This is a genomic window from Streptomyces yongxingensis (genome assembly GCF_055597465.1).
Genome location: NZ_CM145717.1, coordinates 1,190,520 through 1,215,949 on the forward strand (window position 1 = coordinate 1,190,520; position 25,430 = coordinate 1,215,949).

Annotated in this window: 8 protein-coding genes; 4 read left to right on the forward strand and 4 right to left on the reverse strand. The window is 70.7% G+C overall.

The genetic code is table 11. The features are described from left to right. Nucleotides 1-52: 52 nt before the first annotated feature. The 3 genes from ACZ6TD_RS05050 to ACZ6TD_RS05060 all read right to left on the reverse strand — a co-directional run bounded on the left by ACZ6TD_RS05050 (nt 53) and on the right by ACZ6TD_RS05060 (nt 17,279). On the reverse strand, nt 53-15,610 hold the full coding sequence (locus tag ACZ6TD_RS05050) for a type I polyketide synthase (protein WP_471351098.1): 15,558 nt from the start codon (nt 15,608-15,610) through the stop codon (nt 53-55). A 258-nt stretch (nt 15,611-15,868) separates the two neighbouring features. Further along, entirely contained in the window at nt 15,869-16,075 is a 207-nt protein-coding gene (locus tag ACZ6TD_RS05055; RefSeq protein ID WP_471351100.1) for a ferredoxin, read from the reverse strand. A gap of 112 nt (nt 16,076-16,187) precedes the next feature. Continuing rightward, entirely contained in the window at nt 16,188-17,279 is a 1,092-nt protein-coding gene (locus ACZ6TD_RS05060) for a cytochrome P450 (RefSeq protein WP_471351102.1), read from the reverse strand. Nucleotides 17,280-17,759: 480 nt separating this feature from the next. Between ACZ6TD_RS05060 and ACZ6TD_RS05065 the strand changes: the two genes are divergently transcribed. From ACZ6TD_RS05065 to ACZ6TD_RS05080, 4 genes are all read left to right on the forward strand, one after another. Then, a complete protein-coding gene (locus ACZ6TD_RS05065; RefSeq protein ID WP_471351104.1) occupies nt 17,760-18,974 on the forward strand; it encodes a cytochrome P450 in 1,215 nt (404 codons plus the stop codon). Nucleotides 18,975-19,057: 83 nt separating this feature from the next. Continuing rightward, the gene (locus ACZ6TD_RS05070) at nt 19,058-19,729 is read left to right on the forward strand and encodes a TetR/AcrR family transcriptional regulator (protein ID WP_471351107.1); all 672 of its coding nucleotides are present in this window, start codon (nt 19,058-19,060) and stop codon (nt 19,727-19,729) included. Between the two features lie 269 nt (nt 19,730-19,998). Continuing rightward, entirely contained in the window at nt 19,999-24,513 is a 4,515-nt protein-coding gene (locus ACZ6TD_RS05075) for a phage tail protein (protein WP_471351109.1), read from the forward strand. Further along, nucleotides 24,510-25,172: a hypothetical protein gene (locus ACZ6TD_RS05080; protein ID WP_471351111.1), complete on the forward strand. Its 663-nt coding sequence runs from the start codon at nt 24,510-24,512 to the stop codon at nt 25,170-25,172. Before ACZ6TD_RS05075 ends, ACZ6TD_RS05080 begins: the two co-directional genes overlap by 4 nt. Here ACZ6TD_RS05080 and ACZ6TD_RS05085 read toward each other — a convergent pair. Further along, on the reverse strand, nt 25,151-25,429 hold the full coding sequence (locus ACZ6TD_RS05085) for a hypothetical protein (protein WP_471351113.1): 279 nt from the start codon (nt 25,427-25,429) through the stop codon (nt 25,151-25,153). The two genes, ACZ6TD_RS05080 and ACZ6TD_RS05085, sit on opposite strands and share 22 nt — an antisense overlap. Nucleotide 25,430 lies beyond the last annotated feature (1 nt).

Consider the following 25,430-nt stretch of genomic DNA (forward strand, 5'->3'; position numbering starts at 1 on the left):
AGGGGGTTGATGGCCTTCGGCCGGTAACTTCCAGGGACGGGGTGCGTTCCGCTCACGACGTTCCGAGCTCCTCGTCGAGGAAATCGAAGATCTCGTCGTCGGTCGCCGACTCGAACTTGTCGGCGGCAGCGACCTCACCGTTCGTCGTCTGGGTCTGCTGCCCTGCGGTCAGCTTCGCCAGCACCTGCTGCAAGCGTGATGTGAGGCGTGTCCTGGCGGCTTCGTCCGCCACCACCTCGGCGAAGGAGTTCTCCAGCTTCTCCAGCTCCGACAGGACCGGCAGCACCACCGACGCGTCCGGCTCTTCCGCGACGAGTTCCTCCGCCAGATACCCGGCCAGCGCCCTGGACGTCGTGTAGTCGAACAGCAGGGTGGCGGGCAGCCGAAGGCCGGTCACCGTGCCCAGCTGGTTGCGCAGTCCGACCGCGGTCAGCGAGTCGAAGCCGAGCTCGAGGAATCCACGGTCCGGGACGATGGCGCGAGTGTTGTCGTGGCCCAGCGCCCTGGCCGCGTGCTCGGTCACCAGTTCCAGGAGCGCCTGCTGCCGGGCGGCGGGCTTCATCGAGCCGATACGGCGACGCAGGTCGGCGGGGTCGGCGCCGGAACCGGCCGTGGATGTCCTCGCGGGGCCGCGCCGAGCCGTGGTCCGGATGATGCCCCGTAGCAGGGCCGGGATCGGCCCGTCCTGGGCTCGCCACGCCGAGGCGTTGAGCCGTGCCGGAACCAGGGTGGCCGCGTCGATGCCGCAAGCGGCGTCGAACAGGGCCAGCGCCTCCTCGGAGGCCATCGGCGTCACGCCTTCACGGGCGAGGCGCCGCATATGGGCCTCGTCCAGCTTGCCGGTCATGCCGCTGCGCTCCTCCCACAGGCCCCAGGCGAGCGACTGGGCGGGAAGGCCCTCGGCCCGGCGCCGCCGCGCGAACGCGTCCAGGAAGGCGTTGGCGGCCGCGTAGTTGGCCTGGCCGGTGCCGCCGAGGGTCCCGGAGAGCGAGGAGAAGAGCACGAACGCGGACAGGTCGAGCCCGGCGGTCAGCTCGTGCAGGTTGAGCACCGCGTCGACCTTGGGTCGCAGCACGCGGTCGATGCGCTCGGGTGTGAGGGCCTCGACGACGCCGTCGTCCAGCACGCCCGCGGTGTGAACCACGGCGGTGAGCGGGTGCTCGTCCGGCAGGGAGGCCAGAAGCGCGGCGAGGGAGTCGCGGTCGGCGGTGTCGCAGGCGGCGACCGTGGCGTGGGCGCCGAGGTCCGCCAGCTCCGTGCGCAGTTCGGCCGCGCCGTCCGCGGCGAGACCGCGGCGGCTGACCAGCACCAGGTGGCGGACGCCGTGCTCGCCGACGAGGTGCCGGGCGACCAGGCCGCCGAGGCCGGACGCCGCTCCGGTGACCAGGACGGTGCCCTGCGGGTCCCAGGTGATGCCGGTCGTGGCTGTGTCCTGCTCGGGCGCGTTGCCACGAGCCGGGACGCGGGCCAGCCGGCCGGCCAGGACCTCGCCGTCGCGGACCACGATCTGTGGCTCGTCGGCGGTGAGCGCCACCGGGAGGATCCGGCGTGAGCCGTCCTGGTCGTCCAGGTCGGCCAGGACGAACCGGTCGGGGTTCTCGGACTGGGCCGAGCGCACCAGGCCCCAGACGGCCGCGGCGGCGGGGTCGGCCACATCGGTGTCGTCGCCCGCCGCGATGGCCCCCTGGGTGAGGAACGCCAGCCGGGAGGCGCCGAAGCGCTCGTCGGCCAGCCAGCTCTTGAGCAGGTCGAGGGCGCGGTGACCGGCTTCCCGAACCGCGTCCGCCAGCTCCTGCGTCCGGCGGGTACGGGACATGTGCGCGGCCAGGACGACCTCGGGCGCGGTGGCGCCCGCGTCGATGGCCCCGGCCAGGGCCGCGAGGTCCGGGTAGGTGTCCACGGTGACACCGGCCGACCCGAGGACGCCCGCCACCTCGACCTGGTCGGGGCCGACAAGGGCCCAGCGCCCGGCCCCGCTCGCCTCCGGGGCGCGGGAGGTGTCCGGGGCGGTGGGCACCCACTCGACCTGGTACAGCGACTCGTACGGCTGGGCGGAGTTCACCTGCTCCGGGGCCACGGGCCGCAGCACGAGAGAGTCGACCGAGGCGACGAGCGCGCCGGAGGTGTCGGTGGCGTGCAGGGAGACCGTGTCCTCGCCGACGGTCCCGAGCCGTACGCGCAGTGCGGACGTGCCAGCGGTGTGGAGGGTCACCCCGTTCCAGGAGAACGGAAGGGTGCTGCCGTCGGTGCCGGACGGCTTGAACGCGACGGTGTGCAGCGAGGCGTCGAGCAGCGCCGGGTGCAGACCGTACCGGGCGGCGTCGGCTTCCTGTGTCTCGGGCAGGTCGACCTCGGCGAAGATCTCGTCACCACGGCGCCAGGCGGCTCGCAGCCCCTGGAAGGCCGGGCCGTAGGCGAAGCCGACGTCGATGAACCGGTCGTAGAGGTCTGCCACGTCGATCGGCTTCGCGTCCTCGGGCGGCCACACGGCGAAGTCGGCGGCCACGGACTCCGGTGCCGTGGTGGACGGGTCCCTGGTGAGCAGGCCGGTCGTGTGGCGTGTCCAGGGGGCGTCCGGCTGGGCGTCCTCGGGCCTGGAGTACAGGTTGAGCGAACGGGCTCCGGAGTCGTCCGGCTCGCCCACGGTGAGCTGGATCTGGACCGCGCCCCGTGCGGGCAGGACCAGCGGCATCTCAATGGTCAGCTCGTCCAGCCGCTCGTAGCCCACCTGCTCCGCCGCGCGCAGGGCCAGCTCCACGAAGGCCGTGCCGGGGAAGAGGACGGTGTCCGCGAAGGCGTGGTCGGCCAGCCACGGCTGGGTGGAGACGGACAGACGGCCGGTGAACAGGTAGGAGTCGGTGTCGGCGAGGGCGACGGCGGCGCCGAGGAGCGGGTGGTCGGGTGAGTCCAGCCCCGCCGACGTCACGTCTCCGCCGGCGGCCGGCGCCGATTCGAGCCAGTAGCGCTGCCGCTGGAAGGCGTAGGTGGGCAGCTCCACCCGCCGGGCGCCACGCCCGGCGAACACCGCGTCCCACTTCACCATGGTGCCGTGGACGTGCAGTTCGGCCAGCGCCATGGTCAGCGACTGGATCTCGGGCCGGTCCTTGCGCAGCACGGGTACGAGGGAAGCAGCGGGCCCGCCATCGGACTCCCCAGCCGTCAGGCAGTCCTGGGCCATCGCGGTGAGCACACCGTCCGGGCCCACCTCCACGAACGACGTCACGCCCAGGTTCTCCAGGGCCCGTACCCCGTCCGCGAACCGCACCGCCTCCCGCACATGCCGCACCCAGTAATCCGGCGAGCACACCTCATCCGCGTCCACCGACGTGCCGGTGACGTTGGAGACCAGGGAGATGGCCGGTGAAGCGAACGACAGCCCCTCGACGACCTTCCGGAAGTCACCGAGCACTCCGTCCATGCGCGGGGAGTGGAAGGCGTGGCTGACGCGCAGGCGGCGCGTCTTGCGGCCCTCCCGCTCCCACTGTCCGGCGATCTCCAGCACGGCGGGCTCATCGCCCGCGATGACCACGGAGGTCGGGCCGTTGATCGCGGCGATGCTCACCTCGGCCTCGCGCCCGGCCAGCGACGCGGCGATCTCCTCCTCGGGCGCCTGGACGGCGACCATCGCGCCGCCCTCGGGCAGCGCCTGCATCAGCCGGCCACGCGCCGCCACCAGCGCGCACGCGTCCTCCAGCGAGAAGACGCCCGCCACATGCGCGGCGGCGACCTCACCGATGGAGTGGCCGATCAGCACATCCGGAGTGACACCCCAGTGCTCCAGCAGCCGGAACAGCGCCACCTCGACGGCGAAGAGCGCGGGCTGGGTGAACGCCGTCTGATCCAGCAGCTCGGCATCCGCACTGCCCTCGGCCGCGAAGATCACCTCGGTCAGCGGACGGTCGAGCAGCACATCGAGATGTGCGCACACCTCGTCCAGCGCCTGGGCGAACACCGGGAAGGCGTCGTACAGCTCCCGGCCCATGCCCAGCCGCTGCGCGCCCTGGCCCGAGAACAGGAACGCCGTCTTGTGCTCGGCCCGCGCCACGCCCTGGACCAGAGTGGCCGCGTTCCTGCCCTCCGCCAGCGCGTCGAGTCCGGACCGGAACTGCGCCGGCTCCTCGGCGACCACGACGGCGCGGTAGGGCAGGGCGGAACGGGTCGTCGCCAGCGAATAGCCGATGTCGGCGACGTCACCGGCGTGCGCGGTACGCACGCTGTCGAACTCGCGCAGTCGCCCGGCCTGAGCGCTCAGCGCATCAGGGCTGCCCCCGGAGAGCAGCCACGGAACCACCGTGATGTCGGCCGGCGAACCGGTGACCTCGCCGCCCGTCTCCGGCGACGGCGACTCGACGGCGTCAGCCGCCTCGATGATGGTGTGCGCGTTGGTGCCGCTGATCCCGAAGGACGACACGGCCGCCCGGCGCGGATGGTCCGTCTCCGGCCACGGGGTCGGCTCGTGCAGCAGGGACACGGCGCCGCTGGTCCAGTCGATGTGCGGCGAGGGCTCGTCCGCGTGCAGCGTCTTCGGCAGCACGCCCGCGCGCATCGCCATCACCATCTTGATGACACCGGCCACACCGGCGGCGGCCTGCGTGTGTCCGATGTTCGACTTGATGGAGCCCAGCCACAGCGGCCGGTCCTCCGGCCGTCCCTGGCCGTAGGTGGCCAGCAGCGCCTGCGCCTCGATCGGGTCACCCAGCGAGGTGCCCGTGCCGTGGGCTTCCACCGCGTCCACATCGGCGGCCGACAGGCCGGCGTTCTCCAGAGCCTTGCCGATCACCCGCTGCTGCGACGGGCCGTTCGGCGCCGTCAGGCCGTTGGACGCGCCGTCCTGGTTGATCGCCGAGCCACGGACGACGGCCAGCACCTTGTGGCCCTTGCGCCGGGCGTCCGACAGCCGCTCCACCAGGAGCAGGCCCACACCCTCGGACCAGCCCGTGCCATCGGCCTCGGCGGAGAACGCCTTGCAGCGTCCGTCCGGCGAGAGCACGCGCTGGGCGCTGAACTCGACGAACGTGCCCGGCGTGGCCATGACGGTCACACCGCCGGCCAGCGCCATGTCGCACTCGCCCTGGCGCAGCGACTGGCAGGCCAGGTGCAGGGCGACCAGCGACGACGAGCACGCGGTGTCCACCGTCACGGCCGGGCCCTCGAAACCGAAGGTGTAGGAGAGGCGGCCGGAGGCGACGCTCGACGCGCTGCCGAGTCCGAGATAGCCCTGCACACCGTCCGGTGCGCTGATGGCCCGCCCGCTGTAGTCCTGGTAGTTCGAGCCGATGAAGACACCCGCCTGGCTGCCGCGCAGCGCCGCCGGGTCGATACCGGCACGCTCGAACGCCTCCCAGGACGTCTCCAGCAACAGCCGCTGCTGGGGGTCCATGGCCAGGGCCTCACGCCGCGAGATGCCGAAGAAGTCCGGGTCGAAGTCGGAGACGTTGTCCAGGAAACCGCCGGTGCGGGCGTAGGTCTTGCCCGGCTTGTCGGGGTCGGGGTCGTACAGCCCCTCGAGGTCCCAGCCACGGTCGTCGGGGAAGCCGGAGATCGTGTCGACTCCGGCGTTCACCACGTCCCACAGCTGCTCGGGAGTCCGCACACCGCCCGGGAACCGGCAGCTCATCGCCACGATCGCGATGGGCTCGTCGAACGAGTCCGACCGGGTCGGCGTGGTCTCGGCGACGCCGCCTTCCTCGGTGCCGAACATCTCGCCGTGCAGGAACCGCGCCAGCACCGTGGGCGTGGGGTAGTCGAAGACCAGGCTGACCGGCAGCCGCAGCCCGGTCGCCGCACCGATCCGATTGCGCAGTTCAACTGCGGTCAGCGAGTCGAAGCCGAGGTCGCGGAAGGCACGGTCCGAGGCGACCGCGTCCGCGCTGTCGTGCGCGAGGACATCGGCGGCCTGGGCACGCACCAGGTCCCGCAGCGCCGCTTCGCGCTTCTCCCGGGGCATGGCTTCCAGCCGGTCGTGCAGTTCCACCCGTCCGGGGTCGGCGCTGCCCGCCGTGGACTGCTTCTCCGTGGTGGCGCTCCGCGCGTTCCGCAGCTCGCGGAAGAGGGGGGTGTCGACGGCGTCCGCCTCGAAGCGCGTCCAGTCGATGTCCGCGACGGCGAGGAACGTCTCGTCGAGGTCCAACGCCTGCTGCAGCGCGGAAATCGCCAGCTCAGGGGACATGGCCAGCATCCCCGATCGGGTCATCTGCTCGCCGACCGCGCCCGTCACCAGGCCGCCTCCGGCCCAGGCGCCCCAGGCGACGGAGGTGGCCGGAAGGCCATCGGCGCGGCGCTGCGACGCCAGCGCGTCGAGGTAGGCGTTGCCCGCCGCGTAGCTGCCCTGCCCCGGGCCGCCCAACGTCCCGGCGGCCGAGGAGAACAGCACGAACGCCGACAGATCCATCCCGGCGGTCAGCTCGTGCAGATTGCGGGCCGCGTCCACCTTCGGGCGCAACACACCGGCCGCCCGACTCACCGTCAGCGCGTCCAGGACGCCGTCATCGAGCACACCGGCGGTGTGCACCACGGCGGTCAGCGGGAACTCCTGCGGGATTCCCCTCAGTACTGCGGCCAGCGCCTCACGGTCGGCCGCGTCACAGGCCGCCACGGTCACCCGGGCACCGAGCTCCTCCAGCTCCGCCTTCAACTCGGCGGCGCCCTCGGCCTCCATGCCACGACGGCTGGTCAGCACCAGATGCTCGGCACCCGTACGCGCCAGCCACCGGGCCACATGACCACCCAGCGCACCCGTACCACCGGTCACCAGCACCGAACCACGCGCACGCCAGCCATCGGCGGTCGTGGCCTCCGGCGCGGAGGCCCGCACCAGCCGCTTGGCGAACACACCCGAGCCACGCACCGCGACCTGATCCTCGGTCTCCGCACCGGCCAGCACTCCGGCCAGGCGGGCCACCGCGCGGCTGTCCATGGTCTCGGGCAGGTCCACGACGCCGCCCCAGCGCTGGGGGTACTCCGCCCCCACGATGCGGCCCAGGCCCCACACCATCGCCTGCACCGGGCTCACCAGCCGGTCGGAGCGACCCACCGACACCGCACCCCGGGTGCCGCACCACAGCGGAGCCACCACCCCCGCGTCGCCCAGCCCCTGGACCAGGCCCACCGTCGCCGCCAGTCCAGCCGGGACGACCTCGAACGACTCATGCGCCGACTCGTCAAGACCCAGCAGCGAGAACGCACCCGCCACGCCCGACGGCTCCACCGCCGCGCCGTCCAGCGCCACACGCAGCCGCTCCGTGATCGCCTCACGGCCATCCGTCGCCCCGACGACCACGCGAACCAGGCGCGCACCGCGCCCGGCCAGGCCATCCAGCACGGCGGCAACCAGAGCATCGTCATCACGGGCTTCCGGAACGGCCACGAGCCAGGTGCCCGAGAGCGTCGTCTCGGACGCGGACGCCACGGGCTTCCAGACCGCCTTGTAGCGCCAGCCGTCCACCGTGTTCTGCTCACGCCGCTGGCGACGCCAGGACGAGAGGGCGGGAAGCAACGCCGTCAGCGACGACTGCTGCTGCTCGTCCTCCACCTCCAACGTCCGCGCCAGCGCCTCCAGGTCCTCGCGCTCGACGGCCTCCCAGAAGCGCGCGTCCACGGCGTCCGCGCTCAAGCCGTCACCGGCGGCCGTCACCTCGGCGGCCGAGAGGGCGTCCAGCCAGTACCGCTGGCGCTGGAACGCGTACGTCGGCAGGTCCACCCGGCGGGCCCCGTGTCCGGCGAACACCTTCCGCCAGTCGACGCCGCCCCCGCTGACGTGAAGCTCGGCGGCGGAGCTCAGGAACCGCTCCAGGCCGCCCTCGTCGCGTCGCAGCGTGCCGACGACCACGGCCTGGGCCTCAGCGGCCTCCACCGTCTGCTGCACCGGCAGGGTGAGGACCGGGTGCGGGCTCACCTCGATGAACACGCCGTGGCCACTGTCGAGCAGGGTACGGGTGGTGGCCTCCAGCTCAACGGTCTGCCGCAGGTTGCGGTACCAGTACTCGGCGTCCAGACCGATGGTGTCCACCAGCTCACCGGACACCGTCGAGTAGAACGGCACCTCCGACACACGCGGCTCAAGGTCCGCCAGGACCTCCAGCAGCTCCTCGCGGATCGCCTCCACATGTGCCGAGTGCGAGGCGTAGTCCACCGGAACCCGACGGACCCGGATCTCCTCACCCTCCAGCAGCGCCACCATCTCATCCAGCGCCCCCGGGTCACCGGACACCACGACCGAACCCGGGCCGTTGACCGCCGCGACGGAGATCGCGCCATCCCAGGCGGCGATACGCTCCTTGACCTGCTCGACCGACAGGCCGACGGACACCATGCCGCCACGGCCGGCCAGACCGGCCGCGATGGCCTGCGAGCGCAAGGTGACGACCTTGGCGGCGTCCTGGAGCGACAGCGCACCGGCCACACAGGCCGCGGCGATCTCGCCCTGGCTGTGCCCCATCACCGCGTCCGGCTCCACACCCACCGAACGCCACAGCTTCGCCAGCGACACCATCACCGCGAACAGAACCGGCTGAACGACATCCACCCGGTCGAAACCAGGAGCACCCTCCGCGCCACGCAGCACCTCGGTCAGCGACCAGTCCACATAAGCCGACAGGGCCTTCTCACACTCGCCGATCGCCTCGGCGAACACCGGCGAGGACTCCAGCAGCCCCACGCCCATACCGACCCACTGCGCCCCCTGACCGGGGAACACGAACACCGACCGGCCCCGCACGTCCGCCACACCACGTGTCACACCCGAGGCGACCTCGTCCCCGGCCAACGCGCCCAGCCGCTCCAGGAGCTCCTCACGATCGGCCCCCGTCACCACCCCACGGTGCTCGAACACCGACCGCGACGCCACCAGCGAGAACGCCACATCCGCGGCACTCAGCTCCGGCCGCTCCACCACGAACTCCCGCAGCCGCCCGGCCTGCGCCCGCAGCCCCTCCGCGGTACGGCCGGACACCAGCCACGCCACCGGACCGTCGGCGACCTCGGCCTCAGCGACCTCGGCCGTCTCGGCGGCCGGAGCCTGCTCCAGGACCGCGTGCGCGTTCGTCCCGCTCACGCCGAAGGACGACACGCCGGCGCGGCGCGGGTGCCCCGTCTCCGGCCAGGCCGTGGCCTCGGTGAGCAGCTCGATGTCGCCCGCCGTCCAGTCCACGTGCTGTGACGGCTCATCGATGTGGAGCGTCTGCGGCAGCACACCGTGACGCATCGCCATCACCATCTTGATGACACCGGCCACACCGGCGGCGGCCTGCGAGTGGCCGATGTTGGACTTGATGGAGCCCAGCCACAGCGGCTGGTCCTCCGGCCGCCCCTGGCCGTAGGTGGCCAGCAGCGCCTGCGCCTCGATCGGGTCACCCAGCGAGGTGCCGGTGCCGTGCGCCTCCACCGCGTCGACCTCGGCGCCCGACAGGCGGGCGGTCTCGAGCGCCGCGCGGATCACCCGCTGCTGCGACGGGCCGTTCGGGGCGGTCAGGCCGTTGGACGCGCCGTCCTGATTGACCGCCGAACCCCGGACGAGGGCCAGCACCTCGTGGCCCTTGCGCCGGGCGTCCGACAGCCGTTCCACGAGCAGCAGCCCGACGCCCTCGGCGAATCCGAATCCGTCGGCGCGATTGCTGAACGCCTTGCACTTGCCGTCCGCGGACAGCGCCCGCTGTCGGCTGAAGTCCACCAGCCCGGCCTGTGTCGACATCACCGTCGCGCCACCGGCCAGCGCCATGTCGCACTCGCCCTGGCGCAGCGCCTGGACCGCCAGGTGCAGCGCGACCAGCGACGACGAGCACGCGGTGTCCACCGTCACGGCCGGACCCTCGAGGCCCAGGGTGTAGGAGATCCGACCGGAGGCCACGCTGGCCGCGCTGCCGGTGCCGAGGTAGCCCTCGAAGCCCTCGGGAGCGTTCCCTTGCAGCCGGGTGCCGTAGTCGTTGTACACGACGCCGACGAAGACGCCGGTCCGGCTTCCCTTCGCCGTCTCGGGGGCGATACCGGCCCGCTCGAACGCCTCCCACGACGTCTCCAGCAGCAGCCGCTGCTGCGGGTCCATCGACAGCGCCTCGCGCGGCGAGATCCCGAAGAACGCGGGGTCGAACTGGTCCGCCTCATAGAGGAAGCCACCGTTGCGGGCGTAGTAGGTGCCCTCGCGCGCGGGGTCCGGGTCGTACGTCGACTCGAGGTCCCAGCCACGGTTGGACGGGAGCGACGACGTGGCATCGGTGCCCGCCATCACCAGCTGCCACAACTCCTCGGGCGTCCGCACCCCGCCGGGGAAGCGGCAGCTCATGGCGACGATCGCGATCGGGTCGTCGTCCGTGCCTGCCGGGACGTTGGAGGATCCGCCCGCCGCCGGTGCCGCGATGGCCGTGTCGTGCGCCCCGAGGATCTCCGAGCGCAGATAGCCCGCCAGGACGGTCGGGTTCGGGTAGTCGAAGACGAGCGTGGCCGGGAGGCGCAGACCCGTTTCCGCGCTCAGACGGTTCCGCAGTTCCACGGCGGTGAGCGAGTCGAAGCCCAGCTCCTTGAAGGGCCGTCCCACCTCCACGGTGTCCGACTTGGCGTGCCCCAAGGCGGCGGCCACCTGGATGCGGATCAGCTCCTCGAGCAGGAACTGCTCCTGGTCCGCCTCGGACATGCTGAGCAGTCGCCGCCGCAGGCGGGCGGCGATGTCGTCCCCGCCCGCGTCCCCGGCGCCCGCGACACGCCGGACCGTCATCCCCGGTACGACGTTGCGGAAGAGAACGGGAAGTTCGGCGCCCTGCGCACGCAGCGCCGGGATGTCCAGCCGGAAGAGAACGGGGACCGCGGTGTCCGAGACCAGAGCGGCGTCGAACAGCTCAAGCCCCTCGTCCGTGGCCAGTGGTACCAGACCCGAGCGGGATATCCGCTGGACGTCGTCCTCGCCGAGGTGGCCGGTCATACCGCTGGCCTCGGCCCACAGGCCCCACGCCATCGACACACCCGGCAGCCCCCGCGTCCGGCGCCACGACGCCAGGCCGTCCAGGAACACGTTCGCCGCCGCGTAGTTGCTCTGCCCGGCGCCGCCCAGCACACCGGTGGCCGAGGAGAACAGCACGAACGCCGACAGGTCCATCCCCTCGGTCAGCTCATGCAGATTCCACGCCGCGTCCACCTTCGCCCGCAACACCGGCTCAACCCGCTCCCGGGTCAGCGACGTCAGCAGCCCGTCATCGAGCACGCCCGCCGCATGCACCACACCACTCAGACCAAAACCCTCCGGCAACCCCGACAACACCCCGGCCAGAGCCTCCCGGTCCGCGGCGTCACACGCCGCGATCACCACCTCGGCACCGGCGGCCTCCAACTCCGCCCGCAACTCCGCCGCACCCTCGGCCTCCGCACCACGGCGAGACAGCAGCACCAGCTTCCTGACGTCATGCCGGGTCACCAGATGCCGGGCCACCAAGCCGCCCAGCACACCCGTGCCCCCCGTCACCAGCACCGCACCGGCGCCGAACACCCCCGGCTCCGGGGCGTCACCCGAAGGCAGCGACCGGCCCAGGCGCGGCACCCGCACCGCACCCGACCGCACCACCACCTGCTCCTCACCCAAAGCCAGCACCCCGGGAAGCAGACCGTCGACTCCCTCCGGGTCATCGGTGTCCACCAGCACCAGACGCCCGGGGTTCTCCGACTGCGCGGACCGCACCAGACCCCACACCGCGGCTCCCGCCATATCCGCCACGCCCTCGCCCGCGTCGACAGCGCCCCGGGTCACCACCACCAACCGCTCACCCGCACGGTCCTCGTCCGCCAGCCACTCCTGCACCCGCTCCAAGACCCCAAGAACCCACCCATACACCTCACCCACCACATCCACACCACCGGACACCACCCGCATAACCTCAGTCCCCGGCGGCACCTCGCCCGCCACCACAGCCCCGGGCACGCCCAGCCACTCGACCCGGAACAGCGCATCCCGCGCCGCCCCGCTCACGGCATTGAGCTGATCCGCGTCAACCGGCCGCAGCACCAGCGACTCGACCGACGCCACTCCACGTCCTGACTCATCCCCCACCAGCACCGACACCGCATCCGACCCAGCACCCACCGATGCCAATCGCACCCGCAGCGATGTGGCACCCACCGCCTCCAGCGCGAACCCACGCCAGGAGAACGGCAGCGAACTCCCCGAACCACCCGCCAGCCCCTCACTCACACCCATCGCATGCAAGGCCGCGTCGAACAACGCCGGATGCAGACCGAACTGGCCCGCCCGCTCCCGCTCCCCCTCCGGGAGCTCAACCTCCGCGAACACCTCACCATCACGCCGCCATGCGCGCTTCAACCCCTGGAAGACGGGCCCGTACTCCAGCCCGTTCTCCGCGGCCCGCACATACTCATCCGACACATCAACCGGCTCGGCCCCCGCCGGAGGCCACACACCGAAGTCGAACTGCGCCCCGGAGACGGGCGCGGCCGAACCCAGCACACCATGGGCATGCCGCACCCACGCCGCGCCCTCGCCCTCCGCTTCCTCCCGGGAGTACACACTCACCTCACGGAAGCCCGAAGCGTCCGCCTCCCCCACCTCGACCTGAAGGTGTACGCCGCCCTTCTCGGGCACGATCAGCGGCGCTTCCAGGATCAGTTCCTCAACCCGGCCACAGCCGACCTGATCGCCCGCCCGTACCACCAGCTCCACGAACGCCGTTCCCGGCAGCAGCATCACGCCGTGTACGGCGTGATCCGCCAGCCACCCGTGCGTGGCCAGCGACAGCCGCCCGCTGAGCAACACCCCGCCACCGCTCGCCAACGCCACCACCGCACCCAACAGCGGATGCCCCAGCGAGCCCAACCCCACCGAACCCACATCACCCACACCCGCGAGACCATCGAGCCAGAAACGCTCCCGCTGGAAGGCATACGTCGGCAATTCAACGCGGCGGGCGCCGTGGCCCGCGAACACCTTCCGCCAGTCGACACTGGCCCCGCTGACGTGAAGCTCGGCGGCGGAGGTCAGGAACCGCTCGGCCCCGCCCTCGTCCCGCCGCAGGGTCCCCACGACCACCGCCCGCGCCTCAGCGGCCTCCACCGTCTGCTGCACCGGCAGGGTCAACACCGGATGCGGGCTCACCTCGATGAACACGGTGTGACCCTCATCGAGCAGGGTGCGGGTGGTGGCCTCCAGCTCGACCGTCTGCCGAAGGTTGCGGTACCAGTACTCGGCGTCCAGACCAGCCGTGTCCACCAGCTCACCGGACACCGTCGAATAGAACGGCACCTCCGACGCACGCGGCTGAAGGCCCGCCAGGACCTTCAGCAGCTCCTCACGGATCGCCTCCACATGCGCCGAATGCGACGCATAGTCCACCGGGACCCGGCGAACCCGCACCTCCTCACCCTCGAGCTCCGCGACCATCTCATCCAGCGCCCCCGGATCACCCGACACCACGACCGAACCGGGACCGTTGACCGCCGCGACGGAAATGGCCCCATCCCAGGCGGCGATACGCTCCTTGACCTGGTCCGCCGACAGTCCGACCGAGACCATGCCACCACGGCCCGCGAGACCGGCCGCGATCGCCTGCGACCGCAACGCCACCACCTTCGCGGCGTCCTGCAACGACAGCGCACCCGCCACACACGCCGCCGCGATCTCACCCTGACTATGACCCATCACCGCGTCCGGCTCCACACCCACCGAACGCCACAACTTCGCCAACGACACCATCACCGCGAACAACACCGGCTGAACGACATCCACCCGGTCCAAGCCCGGAGCACCCTCCGCGCCACGCAGCACATCCGTCAACGACCAGTCCACATACGCCGACAGGGCCGTCTCACACTCGGCCATCGCCTCCGCGAACACCGGCGAGGACTCCAACAACCCCACACCCATACCGAGCCACTGCGCCCCCTGCCCCGGGAACACGAACACCGAACGGCCAGGCGTTTCGGCGTCCTTTCCCCAGACCACACCGGGGCGCTTCGCCCCCTCGGCCACCGCCTCCAGGCGCTCGAGGAGTTCCTCACGGCTGGTCCCGGTCACGACGGCGCGCTGCGCGAACGCGAACCTGGTCGTCGCCAGCGAGAGAGCCACATCGGCGGCGCCCAGCTCCGGTCGCTCCGCCACGAACTCCCGCAGCCGCCCGGCCTGCGCCCGCAACGCGGTATCGCCGTTACCCGACACCACCCACGCCACCGGACCCGCGATACCACCGTCAGCAGGCTCCTCGGTGGTGTCAGCCTTGGTCTCGACCTCCGGAGCCTGCTCCAGGATCACATGCGCGTTCGTCCCGCTCACGCCGAACGAGGACACGCCGGCCCTGCGCGGCTCGCCCGTCTCCGGCCACGCCCGCGCCTCGGTCAACAGCTCGACCTGGCCCTCGGACCAGTCCACGTGACTCGACGGAGCGTCGACATGCAGCGTCTTCGGCAGCACGCCGTGCCGCATCGCCATCACCATCTTGATGACGCCGGCCACACCGGCAGCGGCCTGCGTATGGCCGAAGTTGGACTTCAGCGAGCCCAGCCACAGCGGCCGCCCGTCCGGCCGGTCCTGCCCGTACGTCGCCAGCAGCGCCTGTGCCTCGATCGGGTCACCCAGCGTCGTACCCGTACCGTGCGCCTCCACCGCGTCGATCTGGCCGGGGGTCAGCTCACAGTTCTCCAGGGCCTGCCGGATCACCCGGCGCTGCGAGGGGCCGTTGGGGGCCGTCAGACCGTTGCTCGCGCCGTCCTGGTTCACGGCGGAGCCGCGCACCACCGCCAGTATCTGGTGCCCTTTGCGCCGGGCGTCGGACAGCCGCTCCACCAGCAGCACACCGATGCCCTCGGACCATGTGGTGCCGTCGGCTCCGTCGGCGAACGCCTTGCACCGGCCGTCGGCGGCCAGTCCGCGCTGGCGGCTGAAGGTGACGAAGCCCTTGGGGCTCACCATGACCGTCGCACCGCCGACCAGCGCCATGGAGCACTCGCCCTGACGCAGCGCCTGCGTGGCCAGATGCAGGGCGACCAGCGCCGATGAGCAGGCGGTGTCCACGGTCAGCGCGGGACCTTCGAAGCCGAAGGTGTAGGAGACACGGCCCGAGGCGATGCTGGTGGTGGCGCCGTTGTGGAGGTACGGCTCGATCTCGTCCGGGATCTGCGCGGCCTCTGATGCGTAAGTGGTGTGCATGGCGCCGGTGAAGACGCCCGTCTGGCTGCCACGCAGCGACGCGGGGTCGATGCCCGCCCGCTCGAGCACCTCCCACGACGTCTCAAGCAGCAGCCGCTGCTGCGGGTCCATGGCCAGGGCCTCGCGGGGCGAGATGCCGAAGAACGCGGAGTCGAATTGGTCCGCGTCGTGGAGGAAGCCCCCTTCGCGAACGTAACTGGTACCCGGATGCTCCGGGTCCGGATTGTAGATCCCCTCCACGTCCCAGCCGCGGTTTGTCGGGAAGGGCGAGATGGCGTCCGTTCCATCGGCGACCAGCCGCCACAGCGCTTCCGGGGAGTTCACTCCACCCGGAAATCGGCAGGCCATACCGATGATGGCAATGGGCTCGGTGGCCGCACTGGTCAGCTGGCGGTTCTGACGCCGGAGCCGCTCGATTTCCTTGAACGACTTGCGCAGCGCTTCAACGGCTTTGTTCTGGTTGGATGCAGCAGGCATCAGAAACTCCACACTTAACGCGTCGTTCGCTGGGAGAGCGCAACGGCCCTGAAAGTAATGAAAACACGCATTGCCAGACGGACACCGGCCACACTAGCTCCGGCCCCGTAAGGGAAACCCTAGAAACCCACTCAGGCGTGGTTGACCCCCGGGCGTGTTCCCGGGATTTGGTTTCAATGGCGTTTCACCAGCCGTGCGCACCTTGCCACTGTGCGTTCTCCGCCGCTATTCGCGCCCCCGAAAATTCACGCGCTGTTTTCACGCGCCAAGGTCTTCTTCGAGGCGGATCGCACCGGTCGGGCAGCGGGATACGACCTCTCGCAGAACGTCCAGCCGTCCGGTGTCGGGCTGCGCGTCGAGCACAACGACGGAGCCGTCCTCGTCGCTCTGGTCGAACAGGTCAGGCGCGATCAGCGCGCACTGGCCCGCCGCACAGCACACCTCACGGTCGGCGGTGATCCTCATCGGGTCTCAGTCCTACCTTGTTGTTCGTGGTACGTCTTGTGTGGGCACTCCTGCGTGACGGACGGTGCGAGAACTCCACACCGCCCGTCGGACCTACCGCTCGACTTCTCGATCAGTCGTCCCAGGTGACGGGGAGCGACCTGGGGCCGTAGTGCACGAAGTCGTCGCGCATCTGGATCTCATCGCTCGGCACGGCCAGTCGCAGCGTGGGGAACCTGTCGAACAGGGCCTCGTAGCCGATGCGCAGGATCGTGCGGGCGAGGTGCTGGCCGAGACACTGGTGGACGCCGTGGCCGAGTGCCAGGTGCCCGTGGTCCGTACGGCCGACGTCCAGCTGATCGGGGTTGTCGTAGCGCTCGGGATCGCGGTTGACCGCGGGGAGGGCGATGGTGACCACCTCACCCTTCTTGATGGTCTGGCCGGCGAACTCGACATCTTCGAGCGCCCACCGGCTGGCCCCGAGGTGGGAGATGGTGAGGAAACGGAGGAGCTCCTCGACGGCGGTCCCCATGAGCTCCGGGTCGTCGCGGAGCTTGGCGAGTTGATCGGGGTGCTCGAGCAGGGTGAAGACGCCCATGGCGAGCATGTTGCCCGTGGTGTCGAAGGCCCCGGTGATCAACGTGGCGGTCATGCCCATGAGTTCTTGCTCAGTGAGCTGTCCGCCCCGGATCAAATCTCCGAGGAGGTCGTCTCGGGGGTCCTCCATCCTGACGGGGACGAACCGCGACAGGAATCCACTCATCCCGGACACCGCGGCAAGCGCCTCGGGAACGGTACAGGAGAGCCGTCCGAGCGTCTCCACGTGCCGCTGCAGGGTCTTCCGCTCCGATTCGGGGACGCCGATCATCTCGCACATCACCCGGGAGGGAACGGATTCGGTGAAGACCTCCACCAGATCGGCGCCCGGCCCGGCCTTTTCCAGGTCGTCGAGTTGTTCGTGCACGATTCGCTCGATCATGGGGGCGAACTGACGCGTGCGCCGAACCGTGAAAAAGCCGGTGACCAGCTTGCGATACCGGCTGTGGATCGGGTCATCCGTCTTCGCAAAGGCGCCCGGATCGGCCGGACCAGCGTATCCCAGCTCCGTGGGGACAGGAGAGATTATCCCCTCCTGGCGCGCGCTGAAGCTCTTATGGGTGAGCAGTTCCTTCGCTTCCGCGTGACGCGTGATGAGCCACCCGGGCGTCCCGCCGTGATAACTCATGCGCGTTATCCGCTCCCGCTCGCGCAGGGGGGTGTAGCCATCCGGAGGGTTGAAGGGGCGGCTCCGCTTAGTGGGCAGTGACACAGGGGGGTGCGGGGCGTCGACCAAGACTCCTCCATCGATTTTATAACCCATGTATCGAGGTCGTCGGCGGCTACACCGGCTGGCTCGATGTCGATGCTAGCCTCGCCGTCGGCTCGAAAGCGCACCCAAAGGTCCCCGCAGACAACATCTGCAAATTTCCTTAGACAAAGGCGGGAGCTGTTGACCCCGTGCGCGCGGGTGAACTCACCGCGCCGTCCGCGACGTCCGAGCGTCGCGCCCCCATCGCTCGCCTCCCTCCTTCCCTGGGTTCGGCTTCTCCAACCCCACCTGTTGGCCATGCCGGTCGAATGTCAGCCACCCCGTCTAAGTCGATTGTCTTAATAAGACGACCGCCTTACCGTGATCACAGGTCCCCGACACCGGAGGAGTCCCCCCATGACGCAAGCCATCCCCAACTACCCGTTCGAGCAGCCGAATGCGCTGGAGCCCCCGCGGGAGTGGGCGGAAACGCGGGCCACGTGCCCCGTGGCGCACGTACGGATGCCCAGTGGGGACGTGGTCGGTCTGCTGACCGGGTACGAGGAGATCCGTGGGCTGCTGACCGACCCGCGGTTCAGCCGCAACCTCGCCCGGGAGGGCGCCGCGCGCATGTCGACCACCGAGGACGGAGGGATGTTCAGCCGGCCCGCCCAGGGCGACGCGGACATCAAGGAGGGCCCGGGGCACCGGAGGTGGCGACGGCTGCTCAGCCGCGCGTTCACGGTCAAGAAGATGGAGGCGTGGCGCCCGCGTATCCAGGAGATGACCGACGAGTTGCTGGATGCCATGGTGACCAAGGGATCGCCCGCGGATCTCCGCGCGGCGCTGGCCCTCCCCCTTCCCGTGCGGGTCATCTGCGCGCTGCTGGGCGCGCCGAGCGAGGACCAGGACAAGTTCGCGCGCTGGTCGGAAACCCTGCTGACGTTGACCCGTTACACCCAGGCCGAAGTGGACGACGCGCAGGCGGAGTTCCGCGCCTACGCCTCCGATCTCGTGGAGCGCAAGCGGGCGCGGCCCGGTGATGACCTGCTCAGTGAGCTGACCCAGATCTCCGACAGCCAGGACGGCCGGCTCAGCCACGACGAGCTGATCGCCACCGTGGTCGGTCTTCTGCTCGCGGGGCACGAGACCACCTCGAACATGATCCTCAAGATGACGGCGATGCTGCTGTCGGAGCGGGAGCGCTACGAAACCGTGGTCGCCGAGCCCGGCCTGGTGCCGGGAGTGGTGGAGGAAGCCCTGCGGATGGACGCGCTCGGCGGGGTGGGCATCCCCCGGTTCATCACCGAGGACACGGAGGTCAACGGAGTGCCGGTCGCCGCCGGGAGCACATTGTTCGTCAACCTGCACGCCGCCAACCGGGACGAGCGCAAGTTCCCCGATCCCGACCGGTTCGATCCGCGCCGGGAGAACAGCGCCCAGCACGTCGCCTTCGGTGCCGGACCGCATTTCTGCGTGGGACAGACGCTGGCCCGGGTGGAGCTCCAGGTGTGCCTGGCCACCTTCGTCAGCCGCCTGCCCGAGCTGCGGCTGCGGGACGCCCCGGAAGACCTCCGCGTCCGCGAGGGGATCTCGGCGGGCGGGTTCGAGGACCTGTGGGTCACCTGGTGACGCTCCACGGCGGCGCGGTGAGCGAGCGGAGCGGTCCGTGCGGCGGCCGGAACATGGCCGACCGGTGCCATTAGCCTGACGGAATGACTCCTCCCGGCCCGGCCGACCCGCCGTCTCCACGCTCAGCGCTCGCGCGGGAGAAACTGATACGCACCGCCGAACGGCTCTACGCCGAGCGCGGCTTCGCGAACGTCTCGGTCAGGCAGATCAGCGAGGCGGCCGGCCAGCGCAACAACTCAGCGGTGCAGTACCACTTCGAGAGCCGTGACGGGCTCATCAGGACGATTCTGTCGAACCACACCCGTCTGGTCGAGAAACACCGCATCACGATGGTGGAGGCGCTGCGCGAGCAGGAGACGGTGTCCCTGGAGGAGCACCACAGCTGCCTGATCCTGCCGACCGTCGAGAAGCACATCGAAGCGGGCACGCCGACATGGCGTGCCCGCTTCTTCGCGCAGGCCCTCGTCGAACCCGCACTGCGCGACTACGTCCTGCAGGAACATCTGGACACTCCGTCGCTCCGGCTCCTGGACGAGATCGGCGCCATCCGCCGGGACGGCATCCGCCCCGAACTCCTCGCCCGGCACGGCACCATGGTGCGCCAGCTCTCCGTACACGCCTTCGCCGAGCTGGAATACGACCTGGCGAACGGCCGCATCGACCGCGCCGCGGCGGAGGACTCCTGGCGGGCACTGGGCCAGGACCTGATCACGGCGCTGTGCGGACTCACCACCGCCCTGCTCGGCCCTCTGTGACCGCGGGGCTTCCCCACGCTCATGGAGACGCCGGGACGACACAGGGGTGACGGCCTCGTCACGCCCGTGCTGCCACCCTCGTCGGGAAGTGTCAGCGGGACGCCACGTTCCTGTCGGCACCGACATGCGTGGGAGGGGCCCGTCCGATGCCACCGTCGAAGACTCTCGCGCTGCGGCCCGGAGTGTCGACGACGGTACCCGCGCCCACACAGGACCGGACAGAAGTACGCGGCCCCGCACGGCCCCAGATTCCCCTGTCCAATGCGGCGGTGACGGCCGCTTTGTCCGGCGGACGCGGTCCGGCGGCGCTGCCACGCTCCTCCGCCCGGTTGCCGCCTACCGGGCAGGACACGGTCGGCAATGGCGCGGTGGCGGCGGCTCGCCTTACCGAGTCCGGCCCCCGGCAGCCGTCCATGGCCGAACCGGCGCCGATGGACACGGCGGAGACCGCGCCCGCGCCCGCGGACTCGGGTGCCGCGCCGGAGAGCAAGGCACGGCCCGGCCCGGATGGAGATCCGAAGTTCGCCGCGCTGAAGAAGGACGTACGGCGCAAGAAGCGCTCGGTCGCGAGCTCGCACCCGCCCCCGAAGGCGGAGGCCGGGGCCGCGCAGGACGCCGCCCGGCCGCCCAAGGACGACGAAGAGGCGCAGGGCAAGACCGCCAACGCCGAGAAGATGAACGAGGCCGAGCCGAAGGACTTCGACAAGGACGCGTTCATCAGGGCGGTCGAGAAGGCGATCGCCGAGAAGGCGCCGAAGAACCTCGACGAGGCGGACAAGTTCGCCGACTCCGGCAAGGCCGATGAGGTGCGGCAGGAGGTGCGGGGCAAGGTCGGCGAGGGCAAGGCGGACTCGGCCGGGCAGATCGCCACGACGACCGCCGCCCCGCCGGACACCTCGGCGGCCGTCCCCAAGAAGGTCGTACCGCTGACCCCGGACCGGCCGCCCGGGACCCCGGGCACGCCGAATCCGGCGAACGCCGTACCGGACAAACTGCCGCCGTCGGCCACCGACCTGTCCGCCGGTCCCGCACGGGTCGACCGGCAGATGGCGGACGCCCAGGTCACCGAGACGCAGTTGAAGACGTCCAACGAGCCGACGTTCAAGGACGCCCTGGGCGAGAAGAAGGCCGCCGAACGGCACTCCGAGGTGGCCCCCGGCCGGATGCGCGGGCACGAGAAGAAGGAGCTGCGCGCCGCCACCGCACGGGCCCAGCGGCTCGGCGCCGCCGCCATGGGCGCGATCGGCGCCCAGCGGGTGCGGACCGGGCAGCAGGTCGGCGCGGGCAAGACCGGTGCCAAGGGCCGGGACGAGGAGAAGCGAGCCCAGGTCACGGCCATCCTGCAGGGCCTCTTCGACACGATGAAGAAGGAAGTCGAGGCGATTCTCGACGGCCTCGACAAGCTCGTCGACGAGCAGTTCGGCAGAGAAGAGAAGGCGGCGCGGGACGCGTTCACCGCCGAGCACAAACGGAAGATGGAGGAGTACAAGGACCGGCGGTACTCGGGCTGGGCAGGCAAGGCGCGGTGGGTCCGGGACCTGTTCGCCGGGCTGCCCGCCGAAGCGGACAAGATCTTCGAGGAGGCCCGCGACAACTACGTCCGCCGGATGCGGCAGGTCATCTCCGACGTCGCCGGCACCATCGGCGGCGAGCTGAACCGGGCGAAGCGCCGCATCGCCCAAGGCCGGACCGACATGCGGACCGCGGTGCGCAAGCTCCCGGCCGATCTGCGGTCCATCGGGCAGCAGGCGGCCGCCGAGTTCACCGACAAGTTCGACGAACTCACCCAGTCCGTGGACGACAAGGGCACCCAGCTCGTCGACACGCTGGCCACCAAGTACACCGACGCGCTCAAGTCCGTCGACGACGAGATCGCCGCGGAGAAGGAAAAGAACAAGGGCCTCGTGGCCAAGGCCGTGGACGCGGTCAAGTCCGTCATCAACACCATCCTGGAGCTGAAGCGGCTGCTGCTGTCGGTTCTGGCCAAGGCCGCGTCGGCGGTCATGCTGATCCTCAAGGACCCGATCGGCTTCCTGCGCAACCTGGTCTCGGCGGTCGGCGCCGGCCTGCGGCAGTTCCTGGCGAACATCGGCCGCCACCTGCAACAGGGCATCATGTCCTGGCTGCTGGGCAAGACGGCCGAGGCGGGCCTCGAGTTGCCGGCGAAGTTCGACGCGCCGGGCGTGTTGAAGATGCTCGCCTCCCTGCTCGGACTGACCTGGGCCAACATCCGCTCCCGCATCGTCCGCAAGGTGCCGAAGATGGAACCGGCGGTGGCGGCGGCCGAGACCGCGGTCCCGCTGGTGGCGGAGGTCCGCAAGCGGGGCGTCGCGGGGATGTGGGAGGACCTCAAGACGCGCGTGGGCGACCTGAAGAAGGATCTGCTCGACAAGGTCATCGCGTATGTGACGCCCACGATCGTCCAGGCCGGGATCATGTGGGTGCTCTCGCTGCTCAACCCCGCGTCCGCGTTCGTACGCGCGGTGAAGCTGATCATCGACATCGTGCGCTTCATCGTCACCCAGGCGCGCCAGATCTTCGAGTTCGTCAACGCCGTCCTGGACGCGGTCATCGCGATCGCGAGAGGCGGCAGCGGCGGCGTCCCGGGCCTCATCGAACGCGCTCTGGCCCGTTCCATCCCGGTCCTGCTGGGCGTCCTGGCCGCGATCCTGGGCGTGGGCGGCATCGCCGCGAAGGTCAAGCAGATCGTCCAGGCCCTGTCCAAGCCGGTGAACCGGGCGGTGGACTGGGTGATCGACAAGATCGTGGGGCTGGTCAAGAAGGTCTGGGCCAGGATCAAGTCCCGGTTCGACAAGAAGAAGCCGAAGCGCCGCCCGGACCGGAAGCGGCCGGGCGGACCGCGCCGGCGCAGGCGTCCGGACCAGCGGCGCCGCCCCGACCGGCGCAGGCCGAAGCGGAGGGGCGACCGGAAGAAGAAGCGCCCCGACAAGCGGTCCGAGGCGGCCAGGAGGCGCGCCCTCGACGCCGCCGTCCGCGAGGCGACGCGTCTGCTCGACGCGGAAGGGGCCACCGAGGAGTCGGTACGGGAGGGGCTCCCGGCCATCAAGCGGCGCCACCGCCTGACCCGGATCGAGCTGAAGAAGAAGGGGTCCGACAGCTACTCCGTGATGGTGACCATCAACCCCTCGAAGAGCACCTCGTACAAGGAGCTCTTCCCGTACCGGATCGACCGGGCCCAGGGGAAGTTCACCATCAAGCGCCACCCGCACGCGGTCGTGCAACTACAGCCGATCGACCAGCCCATGGAGAGGAACGACCGCTGGATCGGCTTCGTCGTCAACATGGCCGCCGTCCCCGGCGAGATCATGAAGAACCCCAACGTCGCCACCCGCTACCTCGACGCGGCGTGGCGGGGCACGGGCGCCCTGCACGCCCAGGACATGGCGGCGGCACGGACCGCCGTCATCATCGGCATCAACTCCTTCGAGCGGCTCAATCCGCAGGAGGGGGACGCCATCCGCGGCGCCATCGACAGGGTCGGCCGTAAGCCCGAGCTCCTGATGGCGGTCTTCGGCTTCGTCTGGACCCCCAGGTGGGTCAAGGGGAAGCGTAAGCGCAAGGTCGACATCGAGGAGGTACGCGCGGCCTACCAGCAGCTCGAAGGCTCCAACAAGCGGCGGGCCGAGGCCAACGAGAAGGGGCTGCGCGACAAGGGGGCGCTGCCCTACGGAGTCTTCCGGGACGAGGTGATCCGCTCCGATTACACCAAGTCAGCGGTGAACATCCTCAAGGATGTGAACCAACAGGTGCATATCGTGAGCCAGGACGCCGACACCGGCGTCGCGGCCATCAGCGGGGTGGGCGTCCTCAGAGCGTACGAGAAGGTGCTTACCGAGATGGGGGCCCATCCACTGCTCACGATCGGCGGCTACCACTTCAACGACTTCGACTGGGGCAGGAAGGCCGACCGCCGTGCGAAGCAGCTGACGCGGCTGGCCAACGAGCTGGACCGGGCCATCCGGGTCGGCATCGCCAGGAAGTATCCGCAGATGCTCTACCCGACCGAGCCGAACATGCTCATCAAGGCGTGGGACCGGCAGCAGGGCCGCGTCGGCGGGATCTTCCAGGACGCCCGGGGCCTGGCCCTGCTGGAGGTCCAGGGCCTGCTGTTCGGGGTGCGCGGCGCTGAGGGCCGTGCGATGCGCATCGAGCTCATGAAGGCGTTCGGCACCGACTTCTCCGTGGCGTACGCGCCGGACGCGAGCACCGGCACCAGCCCACTCCCCGACGACGAGGCCCGGGGCCTCACCGTCACTCCGCTCGCCGTCCGCCGGGCCGCCCAGGGCAGAATGCGCGTACGCGGCCGCGAGGAGGTACTGCGCACCGCCCACCGGATGTACGCGCTCATCATCCAGTCGCAGTCGAACGCCAGCGCCCGCACCCTCGCCAGGGAGTTCACCCACGCCACCCCGGGGCTGGACGAGACCGCCCAGCGCCTCCTGCAGAACAAAATCTTCTCCCATGTCGAGGACGCCGCCATGCTGATGGCCGACAATCCGAAGCTGACCGGCAGGAGCCCGGCGGTCAGGGCACTGAGGGACCGGCTCGACGCCGAAATCCAGGCCCTGAACAGGCTCCAGGCGGTGGCACAGGACCCCGTACTCCAGCAAGCCGTCGACACGGCGCACAAGACGACCCAGGAGATCATCTCGGCGATGACCGCCCCCCAACTCGCCAAGCTCTGGAAGAACATCAACCTGGCCTTGGACGCCGTCACGAAGAAGCCATCCGAAACAAGAGGCCGACGAGGAGACCGGCGATGACCCCGGACGCCCTCGACCGGCTGCGCGCCGAAGCGGTACGCGACGACTACGCGTCGATGGCCCGGCTGGCGCGAGCGCTGTACGGCACCGGGCTGCGCCCGCACGAGGTGCTGTACGAGGCTTACGGCGTCGCGTTCCCCGAAGAGGTCTTCGTCATCGCGGAAGGGGGGCTGTGGCGGCTGCGCCTGCTGGCGCTCTTCACCAACCAGCCCTGGCAACTGGCCGTACCGCCCGACCGGGGCGGCCCGGCGGCCGAGCCGGACGGTCTGATCGACACCGAACTGCGGCTCCTGGCCGGGGACCCCGACCTGATGCCGCTCGTCCGCATTCCCGCCGCCGATCCCGGCAGGGAGGACCGGATCGTCTGCTACCGGCTCAGCGAGCTGCGCGCGGGCCGCTCGACGGTCTTCCGCCTCTTCGAGTCCTCCGCCGCCGCGGACGCCCTGGGCTGCGGTGGCTCCCTGCTGGAAGTCCTGCATACCGAGCACACCACGTCCGTCCGCCGGTTGGAGAAGGAACTGCGCTCACCCTCGAACTGGGGCGCCGGTTCGGTGGACGACGAGGTGGACCGGGCGTACGCGTCCCTGGAGCGGGTCGAGGAGTTGCAGCGGCAGGTCGCCGAGCGCGTCGCCGAGGGTCAGGGGGACGCGGGAGCCTGAGCGGGCTTCGGCTTCAGCACCACCACCGTGGCCGTCGGCGGGTGCGCGACGGGACTCGTCCGGGCCGCCGCGCCCGCCACCGCCGCGTTGCCCACCTGGTCCTGCCCCGCCACGAGGAGACGTTCGACGGGGGTGGGCGGCTTCGCGGGGGCCGGGGCCGCACTCTGTCGGACCGCCGTCGCGACCTCCTGCGGCCGGGCCGGCGGGACCGGGGCCAGGAGGCGGTGGAGGGAGAGCGGGGGTTCGGTGGGCAGCATC

Excerpts from the sequence above, each read along its gene's own strand:
- ACZ6TD_RS05060 (WP_471351102.1), bottom strand. The coding sequence starts at position 17,279 with ATGAGTTATCACGGCGGGACGCCCGGGTGGCTCATCACGCGTCACGCG.
- ACZ6TD_RS05055 (WP_471351100.1), bottom strand. The coding sequence starts at position 16,075 with ATGAGGATCACCGCCGACCGTGAGGTGTGCTGTGCGGCGGGCCAGTGC.
- ACZ6TD_RS05080 (WP_471351111.1), top strand. The coding sequence starts at position 24,510 with ATGACCCCGGACGCCCTCGACCGGCTGCGCGCCGAAGCGGTACGCGAC.
- ACZ6TD_RS05050 (WP_471351098.1), bottom strand. The coding sequence starts at position 15,610 with ATGCCTGCTGCATCCAACCAGAACAAAGCCGTTGAAGCGCTGCGCAAG.
- ACZ6TD_RS05085 (WP_471351113.1), bottom strand. The coding sequence starts at position 25,429 with ATGCTGCCCACCGAACCCCCGCTCTCCCTCCACCGCCTCCTGGCCCCG.
- ACZ6TD_RS05065 (WP_471351104.1), top strand. The coding sequence starts at position 17,760 with ATGACGCAAGCCATCCCCAACTACCCGTTCGAGCAGCCGAATGCGCTG.
- ACZ6TD_RS05070 (WP_471351107.1), top strand. The coding sequence starts at position 19,058 with ATGACTCCTCCCGGCCCGGCCGACCCGCCGTCTCCACGCTCAGCGCTC.